A 25,933-nucleotide genomic window follows, 5' to 3' on the forward strand; every position below is an offset into this window, starting at 1 on the left:
CCGATGAATCTCGGCGCCACGGACGGTCTGACTCGACGTACGGTCGACAAGCGGAAGGATGAGGCCATGAGCGGCGTAAGGGTGCTGGTGGGCACGCGCAAGGGCGCGTTCACGTTGACGTCCGACGGCAGGCGCGGCGACTGGACGGTCGACGGTCCGCATTTCGGCGGCTGGGAGATCTTCCACCTCGCCGGGTCGCCGGCCGACCCCGACCGGCTCTACGCGTCCCAGTCCGGCGGCTGGTTCGGGCAGTTGATCCAGCGCTCCGACGACGGCGGCAAGAGCTGGACGCCGGTCGGCAACGACTTCGCCTACGCCGGCGACGTGGGCGAGCACCTGTGGTACGACGGCACCCCGCGGCCGTGGGAGTTCAAGCGCATCTGGCACCTCGAGCCGTCCCGCGACGATCCCGACACGGTGTACGCGGGTGCGGAGGACGCGGCACTCTACGTGTCCAGTGACGGCGGCCTGAAGTGGACGGAACTCACCGCACTCCGCACCCATCCGACCGGGCCGACGTGGCAGCCCGGCGCCGGTGGCATGTGCCTGCACACGATCATCCTGGACCCGGTGCACAAGGACCGGATCTACGTCGCCATCTCCGCGGCCGGCGCGTTCCGCAGCGACGACGCCGGCGCCAGCTGGCTGCCGATCAACAAGGGCCTTCGCTCGGGCGAGATCCCCGACCAGGACGCCGAGGTCGGCCACTGCGTCCACCACATCACCCAGCACCCGTCCCGGCCCGACACGCTGTTCATGCAGAAGCACTGGGACGTCATGCGCAGCGACGACGCCGGTGCGAACTGGCGCGAGGTCAGCGGTGACCTGCCGTCGGACTTCGGGTTCCCGATCGCGGTGCACGCGCACGAGCCGGAGACCATCTACGTCGTGCCGATCAAGAGCGACTCCGAGCACTACCCGCCGGAGGGCAAGCTGCGCGTCTACCGCAGCCGCACCGGCGGCGACGACTGGGAACCGTTGACCAAGGGTCTGCCGCAGTCCGACTGCTTCGTCAACGTGTATCGCGACGCGATGGCGGTCGACACGCTCGACCCGTGCGGGATCTACTTCGGCACCACCGGCGGCCAGGTCTACCACTCGGCGGACGGTGGCGACACGTGGGCGCCGATCGTCCGGGACCTGCCGGCCGTGCTCTCCGTGGAAGTCCAGGTGCTGCCGTGATCCGGGTGGTCCTCCCGGCCCACCTGAAGACCCTGGCTCACGTCAGCGGCGAGGTGCGCCTCGAGGTGTCCGGGCCGGCGACGCAGCGCCTGGTCCTGGACACTCTCGAGGCGCGGTACCCCATGTTGCTCGGGACGATCCGCGACCGGCACACCGGCACGCGCCGCGCGTTCGTCCGGTTCTACGCCTGCGAGCAGGACCTGTCCAACGACGCACCCGACACGACCCTGCCCGAGGAGGTGATCGCCGGCAAGGAGCCGTTCATCATCCTCGGCGCGATGGCCGGTGGATAGCCGCGAAAGCGGGCTGGTCCGCGACCGGTGGCCTACGTCGGGCGGTTGAACAGCAGGTCGGCGGCGCGGGCGAGGACCTGCGCCCGGGTGCGGTCGCCGTGGTCCGCGGCGAGGAAGTGTTCGCCGATGGCTACGCAGAAGGCGAGCAGGCTGCGGGCCTCGACCTCGTCGGCGTCGGCGCAGAAGGTGCCGATGATCTCGCGCAGCAGCCCCATGCGCCGGTTGTCTACCCGTCGCAGGCGTTCGGCGACCGCCTCGTCCCGGCGGGCCCAGTCCCGGATCGCGAGGTCGATCGGGAGCAGGCGGTCGCTGGAGAAGGTGAGCATGCCCGCGCGCCGGATCTTGGTCCTCGGATCGCCGCCCTCGCGCTCGACCCGTTCGATCACCTCGTCGGTGCTCTCCCGCTCCCAGGTGTCCAGCATCGCCTCCAGCAGCGCCTCACGGTCGGCGAAGGTCCCATAGAACCCGCCCTTCGTGACGCCGAGGTTCTTGGCCAGCGCCTCGACGCGGACCGCGTCCGGGCCGCCGGCGGCCAACGCCCGCAGCCCCTCCTCGATCCATCTGTCGCGCGGCGTGCGGATCGCGCCCATGATGTCCCACCTTCTATATACGCCACCGTATATGTCGGCTAGGCTGGTCTTATACGGCATCGTATGCGCGAACGGAGGCGGGAGAGATGACCGTGGGGTCGGTGGACGGTGCGGTGGGGACCGAGAACATCCCCGCATCCGTCCGCGCGCTGAGTTCGTTGCCCGCCATCGACTACGCCGACCTGTTCAGCCTCTCGACCGACGTGAACGCCACACCGGAGCAGTGGGCGCGAGCGATGTTCGGCGACGTCCCGACCGTCGCCGAGCTGCTGATCTGGCGCGTCATCCTCGGCCTCCGACTCAGCGGCGGAAGATCACCGGCCACCGTGGGCGGATGGCGGATCGGCGATCGTGGCGAGGACTGGATCCGGCTCGAAGCCGCCTCGTGGTTCCTGACCGGCAACCTCCTCGTGCGGACCGCCGAACAGCGGGTGTCGCTGGCGACCTTCCTGCACTACGCCCGGCCCGTGGGCGACACCCTGTGGCCCCCGTTGTCGGCCGTCCATCGGCGACTCGTCCCCGGCGTGCTTCGCCAGGCCGCGGCACGGGTCCGCGCACCCGATGAGGGCGCCTAGACGTGCGCGATCACGTTCTTGCCGTACGCGGTGAGGGTCTTCTCCCTGTCGTCGTGCATCAGGTAGAGGGCGAAGTTGTGCACCCCGATCTCCTTCAGTTCCTGTAGCCGGTCGACATGGGCCGACTCGGGACCGAGCAGACAGAACCGGTCGACGATTCCGTCCGGGACGAAGTCGGTGGACGGGTTGCCGGCGCGGCCGTGGTGTGCGTAGTCGTACCCCTCGCGGCCCTTGATGTAGTCGGTCAGCGCCTTCGGCACCACGCCGGAGTCGCCGTAGCGGGTGACCAGGTCGGCGACGTGGTTGCCGACCATGCCGCCGAACCAGCGCAGCTGATCCCGTTGGTGGGCGAGGTTCGTGCCCACGTAGGCCGGGGCGGCGACGCACATCGTGATCGAGTCGGGGTCCCGGCCGGCGGCGGTGGCCGCGTCGCGGACGGTGCCGATCGTCCAGCGGGCGATGTCGGGGTCGGCGGTCTGCAGGATGAAGCCGTCGGCCTGCTCGCCGACCAGCCGCAGCGCTCTCGGGCCGTAGGCGGCCATCCAGATCTCCAGCTTGCCGTCCCGCACCCACGGGATACGCACCGGCGTGCCGTGGTGCTCGACCTCGCGGCCTTCGGCCAGCTCCTTGATCACCCGCATGGCGCTTCCGAGGGTGGCCAGGCTCGCCGGCGGTTGGCCGATGACGCGCCGGGCCGAGTCGCCTCGGCCGATGCCGCACACCGTGCGGTTGCCGAACATCTCGTTGAGGGTGGCGAACAGCGACGCGGTGACCGACCAGTCGCGGGTGCTCGGGTTGGTCACCATCGGCCCGACGACCAGGTGTTTGGTCGCGGCGAGGACCTGGGAGTAGATGACGAACGGTTCCTGCCACAGTACGCAGGAGTCGAACGTCCATCCGTAGCGGAACCCGTTGTCCTCGGCGGCGGCGAGCCCCGCCACGACGTCGCGCGCGGGTGGGTCGGTCTGCAGTACGACACCGAAGTCCACGGCTCCTCCTCGTCAGATGAGGTACTGGCTGAGGTCGCGCTTCAGGAACGTGCCGTGCCCGGCGGCGCCGTGGAAGGCGTTGTCGTCGACGACGACCCGACCACGGGACAGCACGGTGGAGACCTTCCCGGTCAGCCTCATGCCCTCGTACGCCGAGTAGTCGACGTTCATGTGGTGGCTGCCCGCGGAGATCGTCTGTTCGGCCGTCGGGTCGTACACCGTGATGTCCGCGTCCGCGCCGGGGGCGATGACGCCCTTGCGGGGGTAGAGACCGAACATGCGGGCGGGCGTCGTGGAGCTGATCTCCACCCAGCGCGGCAGGGTGATCTCACCGTTCACGACGCCCTGGTAGAGCAGGTCCATGCGATGCTCGACGCCCGGCATCCCGTTGGGAATCTTGGAGAAGTCGCCCCGGCCCAGCTCCTTCTGGTCCTTGAAGCAGAAGGGGCAGTGGTCGGTGGACACCAGCGACAGGTCGTTGGTGCGCAGGCCCCGCCACAACTCCGCCTGGTGCTCCCTGGGGCGCAGCGGGGGAGAGGCGACGTACTTCGCGCCCTCGAAGTCGGGTCGGGCCAGGTCGTCCAGCGACAGGAACAGGTACTGCGGGCAGGTCTCGGCGAACACGTTCTGGCCGGTGTCGCGGGCCTGGGTGACCGCGTCGAGGGCGTGCGCGGCGGACAGGTGCACGATGTACAGCGGCGCGCCGGTGACCTTCGCCAGCGTGATCGCCCGCGAGGTGGCCTCGCCCTCCAGATCGGGCGGCCGGGTCAGCCCGTGTTGCACCGGGTCGGTGCGCCCGCTGGCCAGCGCCTGCGCGACGAGTTGGTCGATCGCGATGCCGTTCTCCGCGTGCATCATGATCATCGACCCGGTGTCCCGGGCCTTCTGCATCGCTCGCAGGATCTCCCCGTCGGTGGCGTAGAAGACCCCGGGATAGGCCATGAACATCTTGAAGGTGTTCACGCCCGCGTCGATGCAGGCCTCCATCTCCTTCAGCGACGTGTCGTTGACGTCCGACACGATCATGTGGAACCCGTAGTCGATCGCGCAGTTGCCGTCGGCCTTGCTGTGCCACTTGTCCAGCGCGGACAACAGCGACGTCCCCTTGCCCTGCACCGCGAAGTCGATGATCGTGGTGGTGCCGCCCCAGGCCGCCGCGATCGTCCCGCTCTCGAAGGTGTCCGCCGAGAACGTGCCCCCGAACGGCATCTCCATGTGCGTGTGGCCGTCGATGCCGCCCGGGACCACGTACTTCCCGGCGGCGTCGATCACCCGCTCGGCGCCGGAGGCCCACTGCTCGGCCAGGCCCGAGTCGGGCGCGGCGAGTGCCGCGATCCGCTCGCCCTCGACCAGGACGTCCGCCGGGTACTCCCCGGTGGCGTTGACGACTGTGCCGTTGCGGATGACGATGCTCACGGCGTCACCAGCGATTCGTACGTCTCCGGCCGGCGGTCGCGGTAGAACGCCCACAGGTCGCGCACCTCGGCCAGCCTGTCCATGTCGAGATCGCGTACGACGATCTCCTCCTCGGTGTCCGACGCCGCCTCGCCGACCAGTTGCCCCCGGGGGTCGACGAAGTAGGACTGGCCGTAGAAGTCGTTGTCGCCCAACGGCTCCACGCCGACCCGGTTGATCGTGCCGACGTAGTACTCGTTGGCGACCGCCGCGGCCGGCTGCTCCAGCCGCCACAGATACTCCGACAGGCCGCGGCTGGTGGCGGAGGGGTTGAAGACGATCTTCGCGCCGGCCAGCCCCAGGGCCCGCCAGCCTTCCGGGAAGTGCCGCTCGTAACAGATGTAGACGCCGATGCGGCCGACGGCGGTGTCGAACACCGGATAGCCGAGGTTTCCCGGCCGGAAGTAGAACTTCTCCCAGAACCCCTTCACCTGCGGGATGTGGTTCTTGCGGTGCTTGCCGAGGTAGGTGCCGTCGGCGTCGATCACCGCGGCGGTGTTGTAGTAGACGCCCGGCTGTTCCTGCTCGTACATCGGCACGATCAGCACCACGCCGTGCTGCTCGGCCAGCTCACGCATGAGCGCCGTGGTCGGCCCGTCCGGGATCGCCTCGGTGTACGAGTAGTAGTCGGCGTCCTGCACCTGGCAGAAGTACGGGCCGTAGAACAACTCCTGCAGGCAGACGACCTGGGCGCCCTGTGACGCGGCGCTGCGGATCGCCTCCACCGCGTTCGCGATCATCGACTCCTTGTCGCCGGTCCACTTCTGCTGCACCAGGCCGGCTCGGACGATGGTGCTCATCGGATCTCCTCCTTGACGTGAGCGGTGCGCGGTAGCGACAGCGCCAGGTAGACGACGAACGCGCCGACGAGACCGGCGACCCAGCTGTAGTCGTAGAGCGGCTTGAGCCACGGGATGAACCCGTCCTCCGGGAACGGCCCCTTGCCCGGAGCGGAGTAGGCGCCACCCACCGCGAGGATCGCGCCGACGGCGGTGGCGACGACGGCCGTCCAGTTCCAGCCGCCGGAGAACCAGTACCGACCCTCGGGGCGGTAGAGGGCGGGCAGCAGGAGGCGCGTGCGGCTGCGGACCCAGTATCCGGCGATGAGCACACCGGCGACCGCGCCGAGCAGACCGCCGTAGAACCCGAGCCAGACGAAGATGTAGATGTTGGGGTCCTGCACCAGGCGCCACGGTTGGATCAGGATGCCGAGCACGCCGGTGATCAGACCCCCGGTCCGGAAGCTGACGAGTCGGGGCGCCGCGTTGGAGAAGTCGTACGCCGGGCTCACCGTGTTCGCCGCGACGTTCACCGACAGCGTCGCGACCACGACCGTGAACAGGCCGAGCGCGACGACCAGCGGGTTCTCGAACTTGGCGGCGAGCTGGATGGGGTCCCAGATCGCCTCGCCGTAGATCACGGCCGTGCCTGAGGTGATCATGATCGACAGGATGGCGAAGAACGACATCGTGGTCGGCAGGCCGAGGATCTGGCCGTACGCCTGCTGCCGCTGGCTGCCGCCGAACCGGGTGAAGTCGGGGATGTTCAGCGACAGGGTCGCCCAGAACGCGATCATCGCCATCAGCGACGGCGCGAACAGCTTCCAGAAGTCGGCGCCCCAGCCCAGCTTCGACGGCTCGGACAGGATCGGGCCGAGCCCGCCCGCCTCGACCAGGACCCAGATCAACAGGGCGACCGCGACGACGATGACGAACGGCGCCGCCCAGTTCTCGAAGCGCCGGAGGGTGTCCATGCCCCGCCAGATGATCGCCATCTCGATTGCCCAGAACACGAAGAACGAGGCCCACAGCGTCCACGGGTAGTCCATGATCCGTGCCGCGTCGACCCACCACGAGCCCAGCAGCTTGCCGGCGATCGCGTAGATCGCCTCACCGCCGATCCAGGTCTGGATGCCGAACCAGCCGCACGCGATGAACGCGCGCAGCAGGGCCGCGAGGTTGGCGCCGCGAACCCCGTAGAACGCGCGGGCGAAGACCGGGAACGGGATGCCGTACTTGGTGCCCGCGTGGCTGTTCAACAGCATCGGGATCAGGACGAGCAGATTGCCCAGCGTGATGGTGAGGAACGCCTGCACCCAGTTCATGCCGAGCTGGATGAGGCCGGCGGCGAGCAGGTAGGTGGGAATGTTGTGCGCCATGCCGATCCACAGCGCCGCGAAGTTGTACGTGTTCCAGGTGCGCTTCTCGATGGGCACCGGGGCGAGTTCTTCGTTGAAGTACCGGCTGTCGGCGATCGTGGAGAAGTCGCGCAACTCGACTCGGCCATCCGGGTGGGTGATCTGCGTGCCCGGCTCGACCGCGGTGGCTTCGGAGGGGGGCAGGGGTTCGACGGCCATCGGTGACACCTCCCTGTTACGCTGCCGCAACACTGGCCGACCGACCCGGCTCACGCGCTCCTGGTGGACGGTTCAGCGCGATCTTTATCTGGGAATGGTGGGTGTCGCGGACCCGCCACGGGCAGCGGCAAAGTGTCCACGCTTGCCGTGATCAGGGCACACTCTGTCCACGGCATGCCCCGCACCGACCTGTCAATCAGCACGCCGGACGGTTCCCGCCTCCGACCGGTCCTACGCGTCGTCGAGGTCGTGCACCAGGAGAGCCACGTACAGCGACAGCACCGACTCCGGGTCCTCCAGCGACACCCCGAGCACCTGCGCGATCCGCGACAGCTGCTGGTAGTAGGCCGTACGCGACAGGTGCGCCGCGGCGGCCGCCGCCGACTTGTTGCCGCCCTGCTCGCAGTAGCAGCGCAGCAGCTCCACCAGCCGGCTGCGCTGGTGGGCGTCTCGAGCCAGCAGCGGTCCCAACTCGCGATCCGCGAACGCCCGGACCCGCTCGTCCTCCCGTAACAGGTGCAACAGCCCGCGCAGGCGTACGTTGTCCAGCCGGTGGTAGAGCTGGGCGCCGGGGGAGCGGAGCGCCGCCCCCGCCACGTGGGCGGCCTCGCCGAGACTGCGGCGCACCTCGGCGGCGTGCGTCACCGTGGTGCCGACCGCCACCAACACCGGGCCGGCCGCCGAGCGGTGCACCTCCCTGGCCAACCGGCACAGCACCGCGTCGACCCCGGCCTGCGCGGGCAGCGACACCAACGCGCGGACACTCGTGTCGTCGACGACCCCCACCAGGGCCGGCACCGCCACCCGGCGCGCGGCCAACGCGGTCGCCTCGGCGAGGTCGCGCAACACCTCCTGGGTGGCGAGCGCGGGGGCGCGTGGTGTCACGGTGGCGGGCCGGATCGCCATCCCGACCAGCTGTCGCCGGTCCAGGCCGACGCCCAGCGCGGCGGCCCGAGCGGCCAGATCCGGCGGCGGCACCGCCTGGCCGAGCAGTTGCGCGAGCAGCATGCGGTGCGTCTGGCGCTCCAGGCTCTCCCGATCACGCGCCACCAGCCGGTGCACCGCCAGCGCCGACGCGGCCCGCTCGGCGACCACCACGTGCCGGTGGGGTGGAGGGTCCGGCGAGAGCAGGACCAGCCGCCCCCAGTCGGCGCCCTGCGCGCCGACCATCGTGACCAGCCAGCCGGCCTCCTCGTCGTGGGCCGTCCGCTCGGGCGCGGCCACCGATCGGGACCGCTGTCCCCAGTCGGCCAGCAGCTCGGTGGGATCCTGCCCGGCCGCGTCGTACGCGAGCACCTCGTGCCCCAACGTCTCCAGCACCACCGGCAGCCCGGAGATCCTGGCCACCTCGCGCAGCACCTCGGCCGGCTCCGCGCCGGCGACGGTCAGCGAGGTGAACGTCTCGTGCACCTGCTCGGCGGCCCGCAGCTCGGCGAGCTGCGCGTCGACGATGAGCGCCACCACCGCCTCCGTGACGGACACGAACCGCGTCTCCTCCGTCAGCGTGATGAGGGGGAGCCGGTGCCGGTCCGCCGCGGCCACGAGCGCGTCCGGGACGCGGTCGTTCCACCGCCGGACCAGCTCGATCACCAGTCCCGCCGCGCGCACCGCGGCGAGGTCGTCCACGTACCGGGTCAGCGCCGCGGCCTCGTCCGGCAACGCGATGCCGGTGGTCAGCACCAGCTCCCCGCCGCGCAACAGATGGGCGATGTCGGCGACCTCCGCCACGTGGACCCAGCGGACGCGCCCCTGCAGGCCGGCCGACCCGGCCACCACCTGCGGCTTCGCCCGCCGGATCACCGGCAGCGCGACGGCCTCTGCGACGGAGGGATACATCGGCGCTCCCCTCTGACGGGATGCACACAACGTAATGGTGCGCTCCGCAGAGCGGTACAGGTTGTGCATAGCGGTTGGACAACGAATGCGACCACACTCGCCGTAGGGACGAGACAGGGGAGGACGCCATGGCGCACCGCGAACTCTTGGCCAGACACCGGTCCGTGATGCCGAACTGGCTGGCGCTGTACTACGAGCAGCCGATCGAGTTCGCGAGCGCGTCCGGTCGTCGGGTCACCGACCGCGAAGGGCGGACCTACCTCGACTTCTTCGCCGGCATCCTCACCAACGGAATCGGCTACGACGTCGCCGAGATCAGCGACGCCGTCCGGTCGCAGATCGACACCGGCGTGCTGCACTCGTCCACGCTCTACCTGATCGAGTCGCAGGTCGCGCTCGCCGAGAAGATCGCGCACCTGTCCGGGATCCCGGACGCCAAGGTCTTCTTCACCAACTCGGGCACCGAGGCGAACGAGACCGCGTTGATGCTCGCCACCCAGCACCGGCGCAGCGAGCAGGTGCTGGCGCTGCGCAACTCCTACCACGGCCGCGCGTTCGCCACCGTCGGCATCACCGGCATCCGCGGCTGGTCGGCCAGCGCCCTCAGTCCTGTGAAGGTGAGCTGGGTGCACGGCGGATACCGTTACCGCAGCCCGTTCCGCGAGCTGCCCGACGCGGACTACATCAGGGCCTGCGTGGCCGACCTGCGGGACATCATCGAGACGACGACCGCGGGCGACGTCGCGTGCATGATCGTCGAGCCGATCCAGGGCGTGGGTGGTTTCGCGGCCCCACCGGACGGGCTGTTCGGCGAGTTCAAGAAGGTGCTCGACGAGTACGGCATCCTCCTCGTCTCCGACGAGGTGCAGACCGGCTGGGGCCGCACCGGCGAGCACTTCTGGGGCATCCAGGCGCACGACGTCGTGCCTGACGCGATCACCTTCGCCAAGGGCCTGGGCAACGGATTGGCGATCGGTGGCGTGGTCGCCCGGGCGGACCTGATGGACTGCCTCGGCGCCAACTCGATCTCCACGTTCGGCGGCAACCCGCTCGCCACCACCGGCGCGCTGGCCTCGCTCACCTATCTGCTGGAGCACGACCTCCAGGCCAACGCCGCCGAACTGGGCGCCCGGCTGCTCGACGGCCTCCGTGCGGTGGCGCAGGCGAATCCCGTGGTCGGCGACGTCCGCGGCAAGGGCTTGATGATCGCGCTGGAGTTCGTCGGACCCGACGGCGCGCCCCGCCCTGCGGCCGCCGCCGCGCTGCTCGAGGAGACGCGGCAACGAGGGCTGCTCGTCGGCAAGGGCGGGCTGTACGGCAATGTCATCCGCCTGGCGCCGCCGATGACCCTGACCCGGGCCGAGGCGGACGAGGCGCTCGAGATCCTCACCCAGTCGATCGAGGCCGTGGCCAAGGAGGTGCAGGCGCTGTGAGGACGACGCACTGGATCGGCGGCAAGCAGTGGAACGGTGTTCCCGACCGGACCGGCGACATCTACGACCCCGCCACCGGGCAGGTCGCCGGGCAGGTCGACTTCGCGACCGCCGCGGTCGTCGACGAGGCGGTCGGCGCCGCCGGCGAGGCATTCACCCGGTGGCGTACGGCGTCGCTCGCGCAGCGCGCGACCGTGATGTTCGCGTTCCGGGAACTGCTCCGCGCGCGCCGCTCCGACCTCGCCGAGATCATCACGGCCGAGCACGGCAAGGTGCTGTCCGACGCCGCGGGGGAGATCCAGCGCGGGCTGGAGAACGTCGAGTTCGCCTGCGGCATCCCGCAAACGCTCAAGGGCGGGTTCAGCGAGAACGCCTCGACCCAGGTCGACGTGTACTCCCTCCGGCAGCCGCTCGGTGTGGTCGGCGTGATCACCCCGTTCAACTTCCCGGCCATGGTGCCGCTGTGGTTCGCACCCAACGCGATCGCCTGCGGCAACACCGTGGTGCTCAAGCCGAGCGAGAAGGACCCGTCCGCGGCGAACTTCCTGGCGGAGCTGTTCGCCGAGGCCGGGCTGCCGGACGGCGTGTTCAACGTCGTGCACGGCGACAAGGAGGCCGTCGACCGGATTCTCGAACACCCGGCGGTCAAGGCGATCTCCTTCGTCGGCTCCACGCCGATCGCCCGCTACGTCTACGAGACCGGCACCCGGCACGGCAAGCGGGTGCAGGCGCTCGGTGGCGCGAAGAACCACATGGTCGTCCTGCCGGACGCCGACCTCGACCTCGCCGCCGACGCCGCGGTCTCCGCCGGCTTCGGCTCGGCCGGCGAGCGGTGCATGGCGATCTCGGTCGTCGTGGCGGTCGACCCGATCGGGGACGAGCTGGTCGACAAGATCCGCGAGCGGATCGCGGCATTGCACGTCGGCGACGGCCGTCGCCCGGGCTGTGAGATGGGACCGCTGGTCACCGGTGCCCACCGCGACCGGGTGGCGGCATACCTCGACGCGGGACGGGCCGCGGGGGCGACGCTGGTGGTCGACGGGCGGAGCCACCCGATCGACGGGGAACTGACCGGCTTCTGGCTCGGGCCGACCCTCTTCGACCACGTCGACACCGACATGTCCGTCTACACCGACGAGATCTTCGGACCGGTGCTGTCGGTCGTGCGTGCGCGAAGCTACGACGACGCCGTCGAGTTGGTGAACGCCAACCGCTACGGCAACGGCACCGCGATCTTCACCAACGACGGCGGGGCGGCCCGGCGCTACCAGAACGAAATCGAGATCGGCATGGTCGGAGTGAACGTGCCGATCCCGGTCCCGGTCTCGTACTACTCCTTCGGCGGGTGGAAGGACTCCCTGTTCGGCGACGCGCACGCGTACGGGCCGGAAGGCGTGAACTTCTTCGTCAGGTCCAAGGTGGTCACCAGCCGGTGGCTCGACCCCTCCCACGGCGGAGTGAACCTCGGCTTCCCGCAGAACAGCTGACCACCAGGACCCGAGTCGCCGCCGGCGCGCCGCCGCCGGCCGATCACCCGTTGGGGCGCGACTCGATCGCCTGCAGCGACCACGAGTTTCCGTCGGGATCGCGGAAGTAGACGAAGCTGCCCCACGGCTGCACCTCGACCTCGCTCGCGTCGACGCCGGCGTCGAGCAACTGCCGGCGGGCCGCCGCGGCGTCGGCGACGACGACCTGGATCTCCTGCGTGCCGGGCGTCTTGTCGGTGATGCCGTCGCCGATCACGATGGAGCAGGCCGAGCCGGGCGGCGTCAGCTGAACGAACCGCAGGCTCTCGTGCACCCGGTGGTCGTGGTCGGCGTTGAAGCCCACGCTCTGATAGAACGCCTTGGCCCGGTCGACATCGGTCACCGGGACGGGGATGAGCTCGATTTTCCAGTCCATCGCCCCACCGTAGGACGTCGGTACGACATTGGCTGGCGACCGACCGACCGCCCGACCGCCCGGCCGAACAGCAAGGCGATCGTCTACCGGCTGGACCCGAAGACCTACCGCGTCACCGAGGCGTTCCGAGTCGCCGACCACGTCGGCGGGGTGGTCCGGGACCGGGTCAGCGGCACGGTGCACGGCGTGAGCTGGGGTTCGCGCCCCGAATACTCCTGGACGCCGAAGGGCCACCAACTCAGCAAGGTGGCGAACCCCGACCACCTCGTCGACTACCAGGACTGCGACTACAGCGGCTGGCGCAGCAGATCTGCTCCGGGGTCACCGGGCTGCCGCGGCCGGACGGCGGCGGCTACGAACTGGGCGGGCTGGCCCTGCTGGACCTGCGGGACAACCGCATCCTGCACGAGATCCCGTTCCCGAAGTTCTCCACCGCCGGGCACGTCGCGACGCGCAACCCGGTCGCGCTCGAGGTGGCGGGCGACAAGCTGCGGCTGTTCGCCGCGCCCGACGACGCCGAGGAGGTCGCGGGCACCGAGCTGCTGGTGTACGAGGCTCCGATCGGCTGACCGCGTTCACGCGCAATCGGCGCCGAGGGCTCTTTCCCGCGACCACAGGGGAAAGAGCCCTCGTCTGCCCGGCCCGTCGTCGGGGGTGGCGGGGTGATCACCCGGCAACCGCAGCCAGGAAGTCGGCGGCCGGCACGGCGAACGCGAGCGAGACGGCGGCCATCCGGGGGATCGACGGCTTGCGTGTCGCGGCGGCGTAGACCGCCACGAGGATCGGGACCGCTACGGTCTGCAGGGTCCAGGAGTCGCGCCGCACGATGAGGTCGAGGTGGCAGCTGGCCAGCCACAGCGCGCTCGCCGAGCTCCACAACGCCAGTCCGAGCCGGTAGCACGCCCGCGGCTTCCAGCGCACCGCGGCCGTCGCGTCGCCGGCGACCAGGTCCGCGTCGACGTCCAGCACGGTGGTCGGGACGTAGAGCGCGGCGGCCAGGAGGAGCCCCAGCAGGATCATGACCGCCGGGTACTCGCCGACGGGCCGGTGCAGTGACCATCCGGCCATGGGCGCGAGGACTCCGACGACGAGCGCGTTCACGGTGACGTCGACGCCCGGGCGTCCCTTGAGCCGCACCGGCGGCGCGCTGTACAGCCACCCCAACGCCAGCACCGCGGCGGTGCCCGCGACGAACGCCGGCCCGATGGTCGCCGCCGCGGCCATGGCCGCCACGACGCACCGCCGATGCCACCGCCTCAGGTCGGCCCCGGTGAGCACGCCGGTCACCAGCGGCGCGGTCGCCTTGCGCGGGTTGTGGCGGTCGCTCGGCAGGTCGTGCAGGTCGTTGACCGTCAGGACCGCTCCCCACACCAGCGGGCCGAGCACCACGAGCGCGGTGATCGCCGCGGGGAGCGTGTCAGCTGGTGGCACCCAGCTGCGTGTCGCGAGCACGAGGCCCAGGTAGGCGCCGGCCCAGCCGAGCGGCCAGAACCACGGCCGTGCCAGGCGGACAACCGCCCATGCGACCTGCGGCCGGCTGGCGGCGGTCCGCGATCGCGTACCGGGGATGGTGGCGGTGCCGGAGCCGCGTGGGTGATCCATGCAGTCGACGCTAGGAAGGGCACCGGCTTCCCACCTCACCCGGCAAGGCCAACCGCCTCCCTCGGTGGAGGGACTCCGCGGGAGGTCGCCGACGGCACGACCAGCGCTCGCGCCCGTCGCTCCTGGTCGGCCGGCACGACTGGAACGGGCCGCGACGGCCTCGCTGGCTGCTGCCGATGGTGCGCCCAGGACCGACTGGCCCTTGTTGTCGGCCCCCGACGGTAACGTCCCACGCGACCGGTCAGCCGGGCCTGGTCCCGCTCGAGACGAAGGAGCGTGCGATGAGTCACGTCACCGCCAACCAGCCGGAGGGCACGCCGACGTGGATCGATCTCGGCATCCCCGACCTTGACCGGGCGATGGAGTTCTACGGCGCGCTGTTCGGCTGGGAGTTCGAGGTAGGTCCGGCGGAGGCCGGGCACTACGCGACGTGTCTGCTGAGAGGCCGACCGGTCGCTGCGATCATGCCGAACCCCGACCCGGGCGCCACCGACTTCTGGTGGAACGTGTACTTCGCGACCGCGGACTGCGATGGCACGGCCAAGCGCATCATCGACGCGGGCGGCGCGATGATCGACGCGCCGATGGACGTGATGGACCAGGGCCGAATGGCGATCGCACGGGATCCCGTCGGTGCGCAGTTCGGGCTTTGGCAGGGCCGCGCGCACATCGGCGCCCAGATCGTGAACGAGCCCGGGTCGTTGGTCCGCAACGACCTGGTCACCGCCGCCCCCGACCCCGCCCGCACCTTCTACGCGGCGGTGTTCGACTTCACGCTCGACCGCAACGAGGATCTCCCGGGATTCGACTTCACCTTCCTCCGCCGGCCGGACGGCCACGAGATCGGCGGCATCTTCGGCCTCCCCGAGGCCCGATCCTCCAGGTGGGCGACGACGTTCGAGGTCGCCGACACCGACGCCGTGGTTGCGCGCGCCCGGGCAGCCGGAGGCACCGCCGGTGAGATCGAGGACATGCTCTACGGGCGGATAGCGACCATCACCGACCCCTTTGGCGCCGAGTTCTCGGTGATCACGAGACCGGCCGGCGCGCCCGGCTGACCACAAGAGGTGGCCCACTCGCATGACTGCTGCTCATGTGATCCATTCCACGACTTTTCCCACAAGGAAATTTTGCCGGTTGGGAAAGTCGCGCGGATAGTTGTGCCGTGACCTCGGACGTTGGCCTGCGCGAGCGGAAGAAGCGGGCGACCCGCGCGGCGTTGAGCCGTGCGGCATGGTCGCTGATGGTCGAGCGCGGGATCGACGCGGTGACCGCAGAGTCGGTCGCCGCGACGGTGGACGTCTCACCCCGGACCTTCCGCAACTACTTCGCGAGCCGGGAGGAGGCGATCCTCGACGGGATCGCGCAGCGCGCGGACTGGCTCGTCGAGGCGCTGCGCGCCCGGCCTGCCGGCGAGCCGGTGTGGGAGTCCTTCGCCCACGTCCTGCCCGACGCGATCATGAGAGTGCTCGGTGAGCGCGAGGCCGACGTCGCCGCCCTGGTACGCGTCTCCGCCGAGAACCCGGCGATGCTGGCGCAGCAGTTGACGGCGTTCGCTCGCGTCGAGCGGCTCCTCGCCGAGGTCGTCGCGGAGCGGACCGGTGCCGACGTCGACCATGACCTTGCTCCGCATCTGCTGGCTGCCGTCCCCGGAGCCACGATGCGGGCGGTGGTCACGTTCTGGGCCGGCGGCGCCACCGACGCCACCCTTCCCGACCTCGTCCGGATCAGCGTCGCGCAGCTGCGCGAGGGCCTGCCCCTCGGCCACCCGCCACCTGAGCCCTCGGCCATTCCGCCGGCTGCCCGACAGCGCGCCGGAGATCCCTCCCGTCCATGAGGTGGAGCCGGTACCCGACCAGCATCCCCTCCCACGGAGCCGCCGCCGTTCGCAGACGACGTCGGCGGCCGTGCGCCGACACATCCCTCGCCGCGAAAGGAACGCCGTGGGTGCCGACGACCGCGGGAAGCGCCCGCACCCCGTCCGCGAACTGCTGATCGTGGCCGCCCTGTTCCTGGCGTACAAGGTCGGGCGGCTGCTCGTGGTCGGGGACCTGCCCGCGGCATACGCCCATGCCACGCACGTCTGGGCGTTGGAGCGCGCGTGGGGGCTGCCCGACGAGGCGACGCTGCAGCGGACCGTCCTGTCGTACGACGGCCTGGTCCGGGCCGCCAACAGGTACTACGCCTCGGTGCACTTCCCGGCCACCGCGGCGCTGCTGCTGTTCACGTACGTGAGTCGTCCGGCCCTGTACCGGTGGGCGCGCACGCTCCTCGCGGCGCTGTCCGGCGTGGGGTTCGCCATCCAGGCACTCGTTCCCCTGGCGCCGCCGCGGCTGCTGTCCGCGACAGGCGTGCTGGACACGGGACGCGTGGTGGGGCCGAGCGCCTACGGCGACCCCGCCACCGACACCCTCTCCAACCAGTACGCGGCCATGCCCTCGCTCCACGTCGGCTGGGCGATGGTGGTCGCCATCGTCCTGATCGCGGCCGGCCGGACCCGGTGGCGCTGGCTCTGGTTGCTGCACCCACTGCTCACCCTCACCGTCGTGGTGATCACCGGGAACCACTACTGGCTCGACGCCGTGGTGGCCCTCGCCCTGCTCGGCGCGATCCTGCTGGTTGCCCCCCGACCCCGATCGGCGGCGCCCGCTACGACACGGTCCACGGCCGCGACGAACACGGGCGAACCGGCCCGCCCGCTGGTCACGGTGGCCGGGGTTGGCGTGGAGCACGTCGACGCTCGGCGCGGTGACGTGGAGCAGATCGTCGGCTCCGGCGGGCCGTAGCCATCGTTGGTGCCGGGCCCACCGACGCCACCGTCCGTATCATCTCGGCATGGCGCTGAACCTGGAGGTGCGGTTCAGCCGTCGGGCGGCGCTGCTGGCCGCCGGCGGGCTGCTCGCCGGTTGCAAACCGCGGCCTGAGGCGGACAAGGTCCACCTGCGACTGGCCACCGGGCCGGCGGGGGCGGTCTACCGGCGCATCGGCGGCGCCCTGGCCGAACACATCTCCGAGCAGGTCCCGGGTGCCACGGTGACCACCGTGCCGAGTGGGGCGTCCACCGACAACATCCGGATGTTGCGGGCCGGCGAGGTGCACCTCGGGCTGACGAGCCTGGATGCGCTGATCACGACCGACGGCAGCGCGCCCGACGGCCTTGCGGCGATCTGCCGGCTCTACGACAGTCACCTGCATCTCGTGGTCCTGGCCGGTTCGGCGATCGACGAGTTCCGGGACCTTGGGGGCAAGCGCATCTCCCTCGGTGCCCGCGATTCGGGGACGGAGTTCACCTCGCTGCGGGTTCTCAAGCTCGGTCCGGTGAACGCCGACGGTCGGTACCTCAGCCAGGCCGAATCGGCGGCGGCACTGCGCGACGGCACGATCGACGCGATGTTCTCCCTGACCGGCGTCCCGACACCCGCCATCACGGAGCTGGCGCAGCGGCACCCGATCCGGCTGATCCGGTTGGACGCACAGGCGGACGCGCTCTTCACGGCGTACCCGGGTCCCTACGCCCCGGCCATGATTCCCGCGACCGCCTACGCGGGTGTCCCGGCGACCCGCACCGTCGCCGTGCCGAACGTGCTGCTCGCCCGCAACGACCTGCCCGACGACCTGGTCTACGCCATCACCGACACGATCTTCACACACACCGGCACGATCACCTCCGCGAGCCGCGACGACGCAGCCGTTCCCGAGGCGTGGCACATCAACGTGCGCACCGGGATCTCCACCGCATCGGTCCCGCTCCATCCCGGCGCGGCCGCCTGGTTCCGCGACCGCAAGCGCTGACCCGCGGCCCGGCGACCGGACCGGGCCCTCAGGCCGGCGACGGCGCCGCGACGCCGGACGAGGACGGCACCCGCGGAACGACCGGCAACGCCACCACGGCGGCGAACCCGTGCCCGGAGCCGTCCGGGCGTGGCAAGCCGTCCTCCAGCCGCAGTTGGCCCCCGCCGCACCGACCAGGTCGGCGCAGATCGCCAGTCCCAGGCCGGTCCCCGACACGTTCTGGTGCCGCGGAGACCGCCAGAACCGTCGTAGCGCCTGGGCCCGCTCCGAAACGTCGAGGCCCTGCCCGTCGTCACGGACGACGATCGTGACCACGCCGCCGGCCGCGCCACCGTCGCGGTGCCCGGCGACCGGGCCACCGAGGACGACTCGGGCGGTCACCTCCAGAATCTGCGCTCCCGACAGCCGTAGCGCGTTGCTGATCAGCTCGTCCAGGACGCTGCCCAGTCCGCCCGGCGGCTCCAGCAACCGCAGACCCGGCGGCACGTCGACCGTCAGCGTCTGCCCCGCCGTCGCCGTCAATGCCCGCCATCGGTCCACCCGGGTCGCCAGCACCTCGTCGAGGTCCACCGGCGACGCCGTTCGCATGCTCTCCATCCGGGCACTGGCCTGCAGCGAGTTCAGCATCCGCTGCATCGCCTTCAGCTCGTCGACGGCGACGTCGTACACCTGCCGCCCGTCGTCCTCCGGCCGCAGGTGTGGTTCGAGGCTCTCCACCGCGAGGCGGAGGCTGGTCAACGGGTTGCGCAACTGGTGCGACGCGTCGGAAACGAACGCCCGCTGCCGCTGCACGGAGTTCTCGACGGCGTCCATCATGGTGTTGAACGACTCCGCCAGCCGCCGCAGCTCGACCGGCCCGGCCTCGGCGTCGGCACGGATCGTCAGGTCGCCCGCGGAGATCCGAGAGGTAGCCGCGTCCAGTTTCCGCACCGGCCGCAGCACCCACGCCGATACCGGCCAGGCGACGGCCGTCAGCGCGATCAACGGCAGAAGCCCGAGCCCGGCGAGCCGGGCCCACCGGGCGAGGATGAGTTCGCGCGTCCTCGACAGGTCGGAGATCGTCACGACGGCGCCGACGACCTCACTGTCGCGGCCCACCGGCTCGGCGACCACGAGTGCCGAGTCGTCCCACGGCGCCCACTCCCAGGACGGTTCGGACCGGGCCCCGGCCAGCGCCGCGGTGACGATCCGGGGCAACGCGGGCTCGGCGCCCGCCGCCTCCTGGTACGCGCCGGCCGGCCCGAGCAGCACCTCGCCCGACGTGTCGATCAGCGCGACCGGGATGCCGTAGAGCTCGTGATAGCGCGTCAGCTCCTGCTGCAGCGCCTCGGTCCGCCCGGTCGACAGCGCGGTCTCGGCCAGCGAGGCGAACCGGCCGACGTCGTTGAGCCGGTTGACGTACGTCTCCTGCATCTCCCGCTCGGCCACGGTGACGCCGAGCGGCACCCCGAGCGCCGCGACGAGCAGCACCGCGAGGGGAACCAGGACGACGAGCAGGCGGCGGTGCACGGCACGTCAGCCGATCAGCTCCGGCTGGTCGGCCAGGAGCCGATAGCCGACACCGTGAACCGTGCGGATGACCACGTCCGGCCGCAGCTTGTGCCGCAACGCCGCGATGTGGGTGTCGAGGGTGCGGCTCGACGACTCCCAGGTCGCGCCCCAGATCTGGTCGAGGATGACGTCGCGGCTGACCACGTTGGGCGCCCGCCGGGCCAGCAGCAGGAGCAGCTCGAACTCCTTGCGGGTCAACGGCACGGGTGTGCCGTCGACGGTGACCTCGCGGGTGCCGACGCCGATCCGCATCGGGCCGAGGAGGAGTGGCTCGTCGGAACGGCTCAGCGCGCGGGCGGCCCGGGTACGCCGCAGGACGGCGTCGATCCGGGCCAGCAACTCCGGGATGCCGAACGGCTTGACGATGTAGTCGTCGGCGCCGGCGCGCAGGCCACGAACCCGGTCGTGCTCCTCGGACCGCGCGGTCACCGCGATGACGGCGGTCTCCGGGTGGTCACGCAGCTTGCGGATCACGTCGAGCCCGTCGCCGTCGGGCAGACCCAGGTCGACGAGGACCACGTCGGACGGCGCGGCGCGCACGGCCTCCGCGGCGGTGGCGATGCGGTGGACCTCGAAGCCTGCCTGGGTCAGGACGGTCACCAGACCCCGCGCCACGCGGTCGTCATCCTCGATGACGGTTATCCGCATACCGGGGGATTGTACGGCCCGGGCCGCTGCTCGTGCCGCGCGTCGAGTTCTTGGGATTTCTCTGACACCATCCGCGCCCCGGCCAGCCGAGACTGGGGCCACTCGTGCACTGAGGAATGTGCATACGCCGATGAGGAGGTCGCTGTATGGGAACCAGCAGGTACCGCGCCGTCGCGCGGATGATCGCCGCGATCGGCGTCGTCTCGCTTGCCGCCGCCTGTTCCGGCAACGGGGGCGCGACCGGCGGAGGCGACGCCGCGGGCTATCCGGACCAGAACATCACCTTCGTCGTGCCGTTCAGCGCGGGCGGCCCGACGGACACCGTCACCCGCATGATCGCCGAGCCGATGGCCGCCAAGCTCGGCGCGAAGATCGTCGTCCAGAACGTCGAGGGCGCCGGCGGCACGGTCGGCGCCGGCGAGGTCGCGCGGGCCGAGCCGGACGGCTACACCGTGCTCATGCACCACATCGGCATGTCGACGGCGCCCGCCCTGTACAAGAGCCTGGGCTACAAGCCGCTCGAGGACTTCGAGATGGTCGGGCTCGTCACCGAGGTGCCGATGACGGTGGTCGCCCGCAAGGATTTCGCCCCTACGACGCTCCAGGACCTCGTGACCCACGTGAAGGCGAACGCCAACAAGGTCACACTGGCCAACGCCGGCATCGGCGCCGCGTCCCACCTGTGCGGCCTGCTGTTCCAGACCGCCGCCGGTGTCAAGCTCCAGGAGGTTCCGTACGAGGGCACCGGTCCCGCGCTCACCGACCTCGTCGGCGGTCAGGTCGACTTCATGTGCGACCAGACGACCAACACCAGCGGTCAGATCGCCGCGGGCAAGGTGAAGGCGTACGCGGTCACCACGCCGGAGCGGGTGAAGAGCCTGCCCGACCTGCCCACCACGGCCGAGGCTGGGCTGCCCCAGCTCCAGGTCAGCGTGTGGCACGGCCTCTACGTCCCGGCCGGCACGCCGAAGGAGATCGTCCAGAAGCTGTCCGAGGCGCTGAAGGTGGCGCTGGCGGACCAGGCGGTCGTCGACCAGATGGCCAAGCTCGGCACCGCGCCGGTCCCGGCTCAGGACGCGACCCCGGAGGCGCACCGGGCCAAGCTCGAGGAGCAGCTCGGCACCTGGGCGAAGATCATCGCCGACGCCGGGGTCAAGGTCTCCTGAGGTGGAGCGTCGCCGATCCTTCCCGGATCTCCTCGCCGGGGGAATCTTCGTCCTGATCGGTGGCGCGTTCGCGCTGGGGTCGCTCGGCTACGAGCTGGGCACCCCACTGCGGATGGGCCCCGGCGCCTTCCCGCTGCTCGTCGGCGCGACCGTGGCTCTCCTGGGGCTGGCGATCGTCGTCAAGGGACTCATCGCCGGCGAGGTGGTCTCGTTCGGGCCGATTCCCTGGCGTGCGGTCGCCGTCATCGTGGTCGCCGTCCTGTTCTTCGGATTCACCGTCCGGCGCCTGGGATTCGTCCCGACGTCGGCGGTGACCGCCCTGCTCACCACGCTGGCCAGCTCACGCGTACGGCTGCTCACGGCCGTGGCCGTGGCCGCCGGGCTGACCGTGGCCAGCACGCTCATCTTCGTCGTCGGGCTCCAGCTGCGGATCCCCCTGTGGGGTCCGTGGCTGGGGGTCTGACGCGGCATCCGGATTGAGGCATGGATCTTCTCGACAACCTCGCGCTGGGCTTCTCGACCGCCCTCCTGGTCCAGAACGTCCTCTACTGCTTCGTGGGAGTGCTGCTCGGAACCGCGATCGGCGTGCTGCCCGGCATCGGGCCGACGGCGACGGTGGCGATGCTGCTGCCGATCACGTTCAGCTTCGAGCCGGTGACGGCGTTGATCATGCTGGCCGGCATCTACTACGGCGCACAGTACGGCGGCTCCACGACCGCCATCCTGATCAACCTGCCCGGCGAGTCGTCGGCGGCGGTCACCGCGCTCGACGGGCACGAGATGGCCCGGCAGGGCCGGGCCGGTCCGGCGCTGGCCGCCGCGGCGGTGGGGTCCTTCATCGCCGGTACGGTGGCCACCGTCGCGCTGGCCGTCGCGGCCCCACCGCTGGCCAGCGTCGCGTTGAAGTTCGGTCCGGCCGACTACTTCTCGCTGGTGCTGCTCGGCCTGATCGTGTCGATCGCGCTGGCGCGTGGCACGGCGCTCAAGGCACTGGCGATGATCGCGCTCGGCGTGGTGCTCGGCACGGTCGGCCAGGACATCTACACCGGCACGCCCCGGTTCGTGTTCGACCAGCGCGAGCTGTACGGCGGCATCGACTTCGTGTCGGTCGCCGTCGGCATGTTCGGGGTGGCCGAGATCCTGCGCAACCTGGAGAACGAGCAGACCCGCACGGCGATCGTCAGCAAGGTGAAGAACCTCTGGCCGACCCGCGAGGACCGGCGCCGGATCGTCGGCCCGATCCTGCGGGGCACCGGTCTCGGCGCCGCGCTCGGCGTCCTGCCCGGCGGTGGCCACGTCCTGGCGTCGTTCACCTCCTACGCCGTCGAGAAGCGGATCTCGAAGCGGCAGCAGGAGTTCGGACGCGGCGCGATCGAGGGCGTCGCCGGTCCCGAGTCGGCGAACAACGCCGCCGCGCAGACGTCGTTCATCCCGCTGCTCACCCTGGGCCTGCCCGCCCACCCGGTGATGGCGCTGATGGTCGGCGCGTTCATCGTCCACGGCATCACCCCCGGGCCGAACGTCATCAACGACGAGCCGGCGCTGTTCTGGGGCCTGATCGCGTCGATGTGGATCGGGAACGTGCTGCTCGTGCTGCTGAACCTGCCGCTGATCGGCATCTGGGTGCGCATGCTGCGCATCCCGTACCAGGTGCTGTTCCCGATGATCATCCTGTTCGCCGCGATCGGCACCTACTCGCTGAGCTTCAACGCGTACGACGTCTACGCGATCGTGTTCTTCGGGATCCTGGGCTACATCCTGATCAAGTGCGGCTGCGAGCCCGCGCCCCTGCTGCTCGGCTTCGTCCTCGGCCCGCTGCTCGAAAGGAACCTGCGACGCGCATTGATCATCTCCCGGGGCGACGCGTCGGTCTTCCTGACCCGACCGATCTCCGCGGTGCTCCTGGCCCTGGCCGTGGCAGCGCTCGTCGTCGCCGTCCTGCCGACGATCCGCAGGCGCCGCGAGGCCGTGTTCGCCGAGGAGGAGTAGGCGTACCCGATTGAGTCGTGGGCGTTCCGACCGGGAGGCGAGGAGCCGCCTCCCGGTCGGGCGCGTCACTCGCGGGCGCTCGACCGCGCCGTACGTGGGCCGACCGGCCGCACGGTAGGTCTGGAGTTCGCCCCGCGCATCACGTCGACGGCGGCACGCGATCCTGCGTCGATGCCATGTCGGTGAAGGTCTCGTGGAGCGCCTGGTCCAGCGACCGGCCGCTCGCCGGCTCGACGAACAGCTCGGCCAGCAGGAGGTCGGCGAGGTGGGTGAGGTTGACGCCCGACTCCCTGCGACCGAGGGCCTGCAGCGCGCCGCCACCGCGTAGGGCGGCCCGTGCCGCGCCGGCGGGCAGTCGACCGACCCGGCGGCGCCGACCGACCGCCTCGGCGATGCGCGCCATCATGTCGTGCCACGTGAGGTTCTCGTCCGCGACCGGAAGGTCCGCGCCGCGGGCACGCTCGAGTGCGTCGACCGCGACCTCGGCCACGCTGCGCGCCGAGGTCGCGGCGCTCCCGCCGGCGGGGACGAGCAGGGGCGTACGAGACCTCGCCCACCGGTCCAGCGGACCGGCCCAGTTCGGCAGCCGCTCGCCGGCCCGGCCGAAGACGAACGGCAACTCGAGCACGGCGACCGGCAGATCCGGGCCGGCCGCCGCCCGTCCCTCCCGCGCCTGCTCCACCCGGCACCGGATGTACGTGTGTCGGGCCGCGAGACGCCACTGGGGATGCAGCCGATCGAAGTAGGTGTAGTACGAGCCCATGATGACCCCACGGGTGAGACCCTCGTGGCGGGCGGCAGTGAACAGGCGCGCCACCGGCTCGACGATGTCACGGCGGAAGACCGGATAGATCGGCTTGCGCACCGGTCGTTGCTCGTCGGTGCGGGCCGCGTACACCACACCGTCCTGGCCGGCGAGCAGTGGCCGGAGTTCGTCGACCGAGGCAGACCCGACATCGAGTACGTGATCAACGCCCGCACGAGCGGTACGCGCCACCGTGGTCACCGTATGGCCCCGCTCGCGCAGCGCGTCCACCACATGGGCGCCGATCAGGCCGCTTCCACCCACCACGAAAATCCGCACACCGAATCGTCCACACTCGACCCCGGGGCTTGTCAAGCGACCACGTAGAACGGGCAAGCCGTGCGAGCCGGCCGGAAACCAACCGCAGGACGGTGAGAAAGCCGTCACGGGACGTTGAACGACGGCGGGCGCGACGGGCGCCGTGGCCGCGGGCACTGGTCAGTCGGAAGGCTGCGGGTCGCTGCCCTCGACAGGGCTACGTGGCGGCTTGCGTAGGTGCTCGATGTAGGCCATCGCCACAGTTGCCGCTACCGGTACGGCAAGAGCCCACCAGGTGCCGTAAACCCACCCGAGCACGATGGCCACCGGTAGCCCCAGCCCCAACGTCAGGCAGCCCGCCACCGCGATCGGTGGGACGTCGCCTTCAAACTCGGCCGGGGAAGCGGCAGAAGACGGCATCTCAGGGTGGGGCGTCGGAAGGTCAGCAAATATCCGCAGCAGCTCCGCCTGGTTGCTCGCCTGCTCGCACGCCTCTACCCGCCGATCAAACTCGTCAGAGTCCAGTCGCTTCTCGCTCAGGTGGATCTCGAGTGCGTCCTCGGCTGCCCGACGTTCCGGTGTTCCGATGCGCAGCTCGGGCGAAGGTCCGCTGAGATCCAACCCGTGGTCTTCGACGCCGCTCACCGCGAGAGCCTAGCGCTGACGATCCGGCCACAGCGGGCGTCCAGCCCGCCCCAGTCAGGAACAAGATCAGGAATCCCAGTATGCCTTGACCGCGACCGACGGTGTCCGGTCGAGATGCAGGACGACGATGCTCCCGTGGGCATTCTTGTGACCGAGCTACTTCACCGTGCCGGCTACCTGGCTAGGGCTTGTCTTCCCCTGGGCGCGTCAGCTCGATCGGGTCGCCGGGCTTGACCTCCGTCTTGCCGGTGCGGTGGCGGATCTCCAGTATCGGGACGCCCTCGTCCAACTGCAGCTCAGTTCGTTCGCGGCCCGTCGGCATCCGAGCGACGACTGACGAGCCAGCCGGTAGCTCCATCTGGTGCCGCTCGGGCGTGCTGCGCACCCGCGTCCCGTGACCGCGGACCGTGCTGACCAGCCCCTCGGATCGCAGGGTCGAGATCGCCATCCGCACCGCCTCGCGGCCGATGCCGTACTCCTGGGTCAGCCGCGCCTCGCTGGGCAGCGATTCCCCGGGCGCCAGCTCACCCGATTCGATCCGCGTCCTGAGGAAATCGGCGACCTGCACATAGACCGGTGTGTGCGAGCGCGGATCGACAGTCATGCCGCACAAGCGTTGTCCCCCCGTGTGCCGCGCCGGTTGTGCCCCTGTGCCCCTGTGCCCCTGTGCCCCTGTGCCCCTGTGCCCCTGTGCCCCTGTGCCCCTGTGCCCCTGTGCCCCTGTGCCCCTGTGCCCCTGTGCCCCTGTGCCCCTGTGCCCCTGTGCCCCTGTCCGTATAGTCATTGCCGAGCTGGCATCCCGCGGCCGAAGTCGCGGCTGTCCCTCGGTCGGGCGACGTCGGGGGATTGTCGTGGTGCTGTGCCGC

General features: G+C 70.7%; 26 protein-coding genes. 14 read left to right on the forward strand and 12 right to left on the reverse strand.

Annotated features, from left to right (window positions below; all coding sequences use genetic code 11):
- The first annotated feature begins 66 nt into the window (after positions 1-66).
- Positions 67-1,182: a sialidase family protein gene (locus O7603_RS02385; RefSeq protein WP_281574021.1), complete on the forward strand. Its 1,116-nt coding sequence runs from the start codon at positions 67-69 to the stop codon at positions 1,180-1,182.
- Positions 1,179-1,475, forward strand: coding sequence for a MoaD/ThiS family protein (locus O7603_RS02390; protein WP_281574022.1), 297 nt, complete (start codon positions 1,179-1,181; stop codon positions 1,473-1,475). The genes O7603_RS02385 and O7603_RS02390 overlap by 4 nt, the downstream gene beginning before the upstream one ends.
- 32 nt (positions 1,476-1,507) lie before the next feature.
- Here the strand turns inward: O7603_RS02390 and O7603_RS02395 are convergent, their stop codons facing one another.
- Positions 1,508-2,065 carry a TetR/AcrR family transcriptional regulator gene (locus O7603_RS02395; protein WP_281574023.1) on the reverse strand — a complete coding sequence of 186 codons (558 nt, stop codon included), beginning with the start codon at positions 2,063-2,065 and terminating at the stop codon, positions 1,508-1,510.
- An 86-nt stretch (positions 2,066-2,151) separates the two neighbouring features.
- Here O7603_RS02395 and O7603_RS02400 point away from each other — a divergent pair, with 86 nt between their 5' ends.
- A complete protein-coding gene (locus O7603_RS02400) occupies positions 2,152-2,640 on the forward strand; it encodes a hypothetical protein (RefSeq protein ID WP_281574024.1) in 489 nt (162 codons plus the stop codon).
- On the opposite strand, the gene O7603_RS02405 is transcribed toward O7603_RS02400, so the two are convergent.
- The 5 genes from O7603_RS02405 to O7603_RS02425 form a co-directional block, all read right to left on the reverse strand.
- Positions 2,637-3,629, reverse strand: coding sequence for a TIGR03842 family LLM class F420-dependent oxidoreductase (locus tag O7603_RS02405; RefSeq protein ID WP_281574025.1), 993 nt, complete (start codon positions 3,627-3,629; stop codon positions 2,637-2,639). The two genes, O7603_RS02400 and O7603_RS02405, sit on opposite strands and share 4 nt — an antisense overlap.
- A 12-nt stretch (positions 3,630-3,641) precedes the next feature.
- A complete protein-coding gene (gene hydA, locus O7603_RS02410) occupies positions 3,642-5,045 on the reverse strand; it encodes a dihydropyrimidinase (protein WP_281574026.1) in 1,404 nt (467 codons plus the stop codon).
- Positions 5,042-5,884, reverse strand: a complete 843-nt coding sequence (locus tag O7603_RS02415) for a nitrilase-related carbon-nitrogen hydrolase (RefSeq protein ID WP_281574027.1) — start codon at positions 5,882-5,884, stop codon at positions 5,042-5,044. The genes hydA and O7603_RS02415 overlap by 4 nt, the downstream gene beginning before the upstream one ends.
- Positions 5,881-7,440, reverse strand: a complete 1,560-nt coding sequence (locus O7603_RS02420; protein WP_281574028.1) for an NCS1 family nucleobase:cation symporter-1 — start codon at positions 7,438-7,440, stop codon at positions 5,881-5,883. The genes O7603_RS02415 and O7603_RS02420 overlap by 4 nt, the downstream gene beginning before the upstream one ends.
- A gap of 231 nt (positions 7,441-7,671) precedes the next feature.
- Positions 7,672-9,276 carry a PucR family transcriptional regulator gene (locus O7603_RS02425; protein WP_281574029.1) on the reverse strand — a complete coding sequence of 535 codons (1,605 nt, stop codon included), beginning with the start codon at positions 9,274-9,276 and terminating at the stop codon, positions 7,672-7,674.
- Positions 9,277-9,404: 128 nt separating this feature from the next.
- Between O7603_RS02425 and O7603_RS02430 the strand changes: the two genes are divergently transcribed.
- Positions 9,405-10,709, forward strand: a complete 1,305-nt coding sequence (locus O7603_RS02430) for an aspartate aminotransferase family protein (protein WP_281574030.1) — start codon at positions 9,405-9,407, stop codon at positions 10,707-10,709.
- Positions 10,706-12,196 carry a CoA-acylating methylmalonate-semialdehyde dehydrogenase gene (locus O7603_RS02435; RefSeq protein ID WP_281574031.1) on the forward strand — a complete coding sequence of 497 codons (1,491 nt, stop codon included), beginning with the start codon at positions 10,706-10,708 and terminating at the stop codon, positions 12,194-12,196. Before O7603_RS02430 ends, O7603_RS02435 begins: the two co-directional genes overlap by 4 nt.
- 43 nt (positions 12,197-12,239) lie before the next feature.
- Here O7603_RS02435 and O7603_RS02440 read toward each other — a convergent pair whose 3' ends face one another.
- Positions 12,240-12,611, reverse strand: coding sequence for a VOC family protein (locus O7603_RS02440; protein WP_281574032.1), 372 nt, complete (start codon positions 12,609-12,611; stop codon positions 12,240-12,242).
- A 308-nt stretch (positions 12,612-12,919) separates the two neighbouring features.
- Between O7603_RS02440 and O7603_RS02445 the strand changes: the two genes are divergently transcribed.
- Complete coding sequence (locus O7603_RS02445) at positions 12,920-13,180, forward strand: DUF6454 family protein (RefSeq protein WP_281576578.1); 261 nt, start codon at positions 12,920-12,922, stop codon at positions 13,178-13,180.
- Positions 13,181-13,277: 97 nt separating this feature from the next.
- Here O7603_RS02445 and O7603_RS02450 read toward each other — a convergent pair whose 3' ends face one another.
- The gene (locus O7603_RS02450; protein ID WP_281574033.1) at positions 13,278-14,213 is read right to left on the reverse strand and encodes a UbiA family prenyltransferase; all 936 of its coding nucleotides are present in this window, start codon (positions 14,211-14,213) and stop codon (positions 13,278-13,280) included.
- Between the two features lie 281 nt (positions 14,214-14,494).
- Here O7603_RS02450 and O7603_RS02455 point away from each other — a divergent pair, with 281 nt between their 5' ends.
- From O7603_RS02455 to O7603_RS02475, 5 genes are all read left to right on the forward strand, one after another.
- A complete protein-coding gene (locus O7603_RS02455) occupies positions 14,495-15,271 on the forward strand; it encodes a VOC family protein (protein WP_281574034.1) in 777 nt (258 codons plus the stop codon).
- Between the two features lie 107 nt (positions 15,272-15,378).
- On the forward strand, positions 15,379-16,050 hold the full coding sequence (locus O7603_RS02460) for a TetR/AcrR family transcriptional regulator (protein WP_281574035.1): 672 nt from the start codon (positions 15,379-15,381) through the stop codon (positions 16,048-16,050).
- Positions 16,051-16,156: 106 nt separating this feature from the next.
- Positions 16,157-16,999 carry a phosphatase PAP2 family protein gene (locus tag O7603_RS02465; RefSeq protein WP_281574036.1) on the forward strand — a complete coding sequence of 281 codons (843 nt, stop codon included), beginning with the start codon at positions 16,157-16,159 and terminating at the stop codon, positions 16,997-16,999.
- Between the two features lie 49 nt (positions 17,000-17,048).
- On the forward strand, positions 17,049-18,005 hold the full coding sequence (locus O7603_RS02470) for a TAXI family TRAP transporter solute-binding subunit (protein WP_281574037.1): 957 nt from the start codon (positions 17,049-17,051) through the stop codon (positions 18,003-18,005).
- Positions 18,006-18,420: 415 nt separating this feature from the next.
- Complete coding sequence (locus O7603_RS02475) at positions 18,421-19,296, forward strand: hypothetical protein (RefSeq protein ID WP_281574038.1); 876 nt, start codon at positions 18,421-18,423, stop codon at positions 19,294-19,296.
- A 224-nt stretch (positions 19,297-19,520) separates the two neighbouring features.
- Here the strand turns inward: O7603_RS02475 and O7603_RS02480 are convergent, their stop codons facing one another.
- Positions 19,521-20,204: a response regulator transcription factor gene (locus O7603_RS02480; protein ID WP_281574039.1), complete on the reverse strand. Its 684-nt coding sequence runs from the start codon at positions 20,202-20,204 to the stop codon at positions 19,521-19,523.
- 146 nt (positions 20,205-20,350) lie between these two features.
- Between O7603_RS02480 and O7603_RS02485 the strand changes: the two genes are divergently transcribed.
- The 3 genes from O7603_RS02485 to O7603_RS02495 are packed head-to-tail and all read left to right on the forward strand — an operon-like array spanning position 20,351 to position 23,359.
- On the forward strand, positions 20,351-21,370 hold the full coding sequence (locus tag O7603_RS02485) for a tripartite tricarboxylate transporter substrate-binding protein (protein WP_281574040.1): 1,020 nt from the start codon (positions 20,351-20,353) through the stop codon (positions 21,368-21,370).
- Between the two features lies 1 nt (position 21,371).
- Complete coding sequence (locus tag O7603_RS02490) at positions 21,372-21,833, forward strand: tripartite tricarboxylate transporter TctB family protein (RefSeq protein WP_281574041.1); 462 nt, start codon at positions 21,372-21,374, stop codon at positions 21,831-21,833.
- 20 nt (positions 21,834-21,853) lie between these two features.
- Positions 21,854-23,359, forward strand: coding sequence for a tripartite tricarboxylate transporter permease (locus O7603_RS02495; RefSeq protein WP_281574042.1), 1,506 nt, complete (start codon positions 21,854-21,856; stop codon positions 23,357-23,359).
- 139 nt (positions 23,360-23,498) lie between these two features.
- Here O7603_RS02495 and O7603_RS02500 read toward each other — a convergent pair whose 3' ends face one another.
- The 3 genes from O7603_RS02500 to O7603_RS02510 form a co-directional block, all read right to left on the reverse strand.
- Complete coding sequence (locus tag O7603_RS02500) at positions 23,499-24,428, reverse strand: NAD(P)H-binding protein (protein WP_281574043.1); 930 nt, start codon at positions 24,426-24,428, stop codon at positions 23,499-23,501.
- 174 nt (positions 24,429-24,602) lie between these two features.
- The gene (locus O7603_RS02505) at positions 24,603-25,067 is read right to left on the reverse strand and encodes a DUF1707 domain-containing protein (RefSeq protein ID WP_281574044.1); all 465 of its coding nucleotides are present in this window, start codon (positions 25,065-25,067) and stop codon (positions 24,603-24,605) included.
- Between the two features lie 181 nt (positions 25,068-25,248).
- Entirely contained in the window at positions 25,249-25,671 is a 423-nt protein-coding gene (locus tag O7603_RS02510; RefSeq protein WP_281574045.1) for a winged helix-turn-helix domain-containing protein, read from the reverse strand.
- Positions 25,672-25,933: the final 262 nt, after the last annotated feature.

The organism is Micromonospora sp. WMMD812, from assembly GCF_027497215.1.
In the GTDB taxonomy this organism is placed as follows: domain Bacteria; phylum Actinomycetota; class Actinomycetes; order Mycobacteriales; family Micromonosporaceae; genus Micromonospora.

What these genes read in the sequence shown, in the direction of transcription:
- O7603_RS02385 (WP_281574021.1), top strand. Translation starts at nt 67, where the DNA reads ATGAGCGGCGTAAGGGTGCTGGTGGGCACGCGCAAGGGCGCGTTCACG.
- O7603_RS02395 (WP_281574023.1), bottom strand. Translation starts at nt 2,065, where the DNA reads ATGGGCGCGATCCGCACGCCGCGCGACAGATGGATCGAGGAGGGGCTG.
- O7603_RS02400 (WP_281574024.1), top strand. Translation starts at nt 2,152, where the DNA reads ATGACCGTGGGGTCGGTGGACGGTGCGGTGGGGACCGAGAACATCCCC.
- O7603_RS02415 (WP_281574027.1), bottom strand. Translation starts at nt 5,884, where the DNA reads ATGAGCACCATCGTCCGAGCCGGCCTGGTGCAGCAGAAGTGGACCGGC.
- O7603_RS02420 (WP_281574028.1), bottom strand. Translation starts at nt 7,440, where the DNA reads ATGGCCGTCGAACCCCTGCCCCCCTCCGAAGCCACCGCGGTCGAGCCG.
- O7603_RS02425 (WP_281574029.1), bottom strand. Translation starts at nt 9,276, where the DNA reads ATGTATCCCTCCGTCGCAGAGGCCGTCGCGCTGCCGGTGATCCGGCGG.
- O7603_RS02430 (WP_281574030.1), top strand. Translation starts at nt 9,405, where the DNA reads ATGGCGCACCGCGAACTCTTGGCCAGACACCGGTCCGTGATGCCGAAC.
- O7603_RS02440 (WP_281574032.1), bottom strand. Translation starts at nt 12,611, where the DNA reads ATGGACTGGAAAATCGAGCTCATCCCCGTCCCGGTGACCGATGTCGAC.
- O7603_RS02450 (WP_281574033.1), bottom strand. Translation starts at nt 14,213, where the DNA reads ATGGATCACCCACGCGGCTCCGGCACCGCCACCATCCCCGGTACGCGA.
- O7603_RS02455 (WP_281574034.1), top strand. Translation starts at nt 14,495, where the DNA reads ATGAGTCACGTCACCGCCAACCAGCCGGAGGGCACGCCGACGTGGATC.
- O7603_RS02470 (WP_281574037.1), top strand. Translation starts at nt 17,049, where the DNA reads ATGGCGCTGAACCTGGAGGTGCGGTTCAGCCGTCGGGCGGCGCTGCTG.
- O7603_RS02480 (WP_281574039.1), bottom strand. Translation starts at nt 20,204, where the DNA reads ATGCGGATAACCGTCATCGAGGATGACGACCGCGTGGCGCGGGGTCTG.
- O7603_RS02485 (WP_281574040.1), top strand. Translation starts at nt 20,351, where the DNA reads ATGGGAACCAGCAGGTACCGCGCCGTCGCGCGGATGATCGCCGCGATC.
- O7603_RS02495 (WP_281574042.1), top strand. Translation starts at nt 21,854, where the DNA reads ATGGATCTTCTCGACAACCTCGCGCTGGGCTTCTCGACCGCCCTCCTG.
- O7603_RS02510 (WP_281574045.1), bottom strand. Translation starts at nt 25,671, where the DNA reads ATGACTGTCGATCCGCGCTCGCACACACCGGTCTATGTGCAGGTCGCC.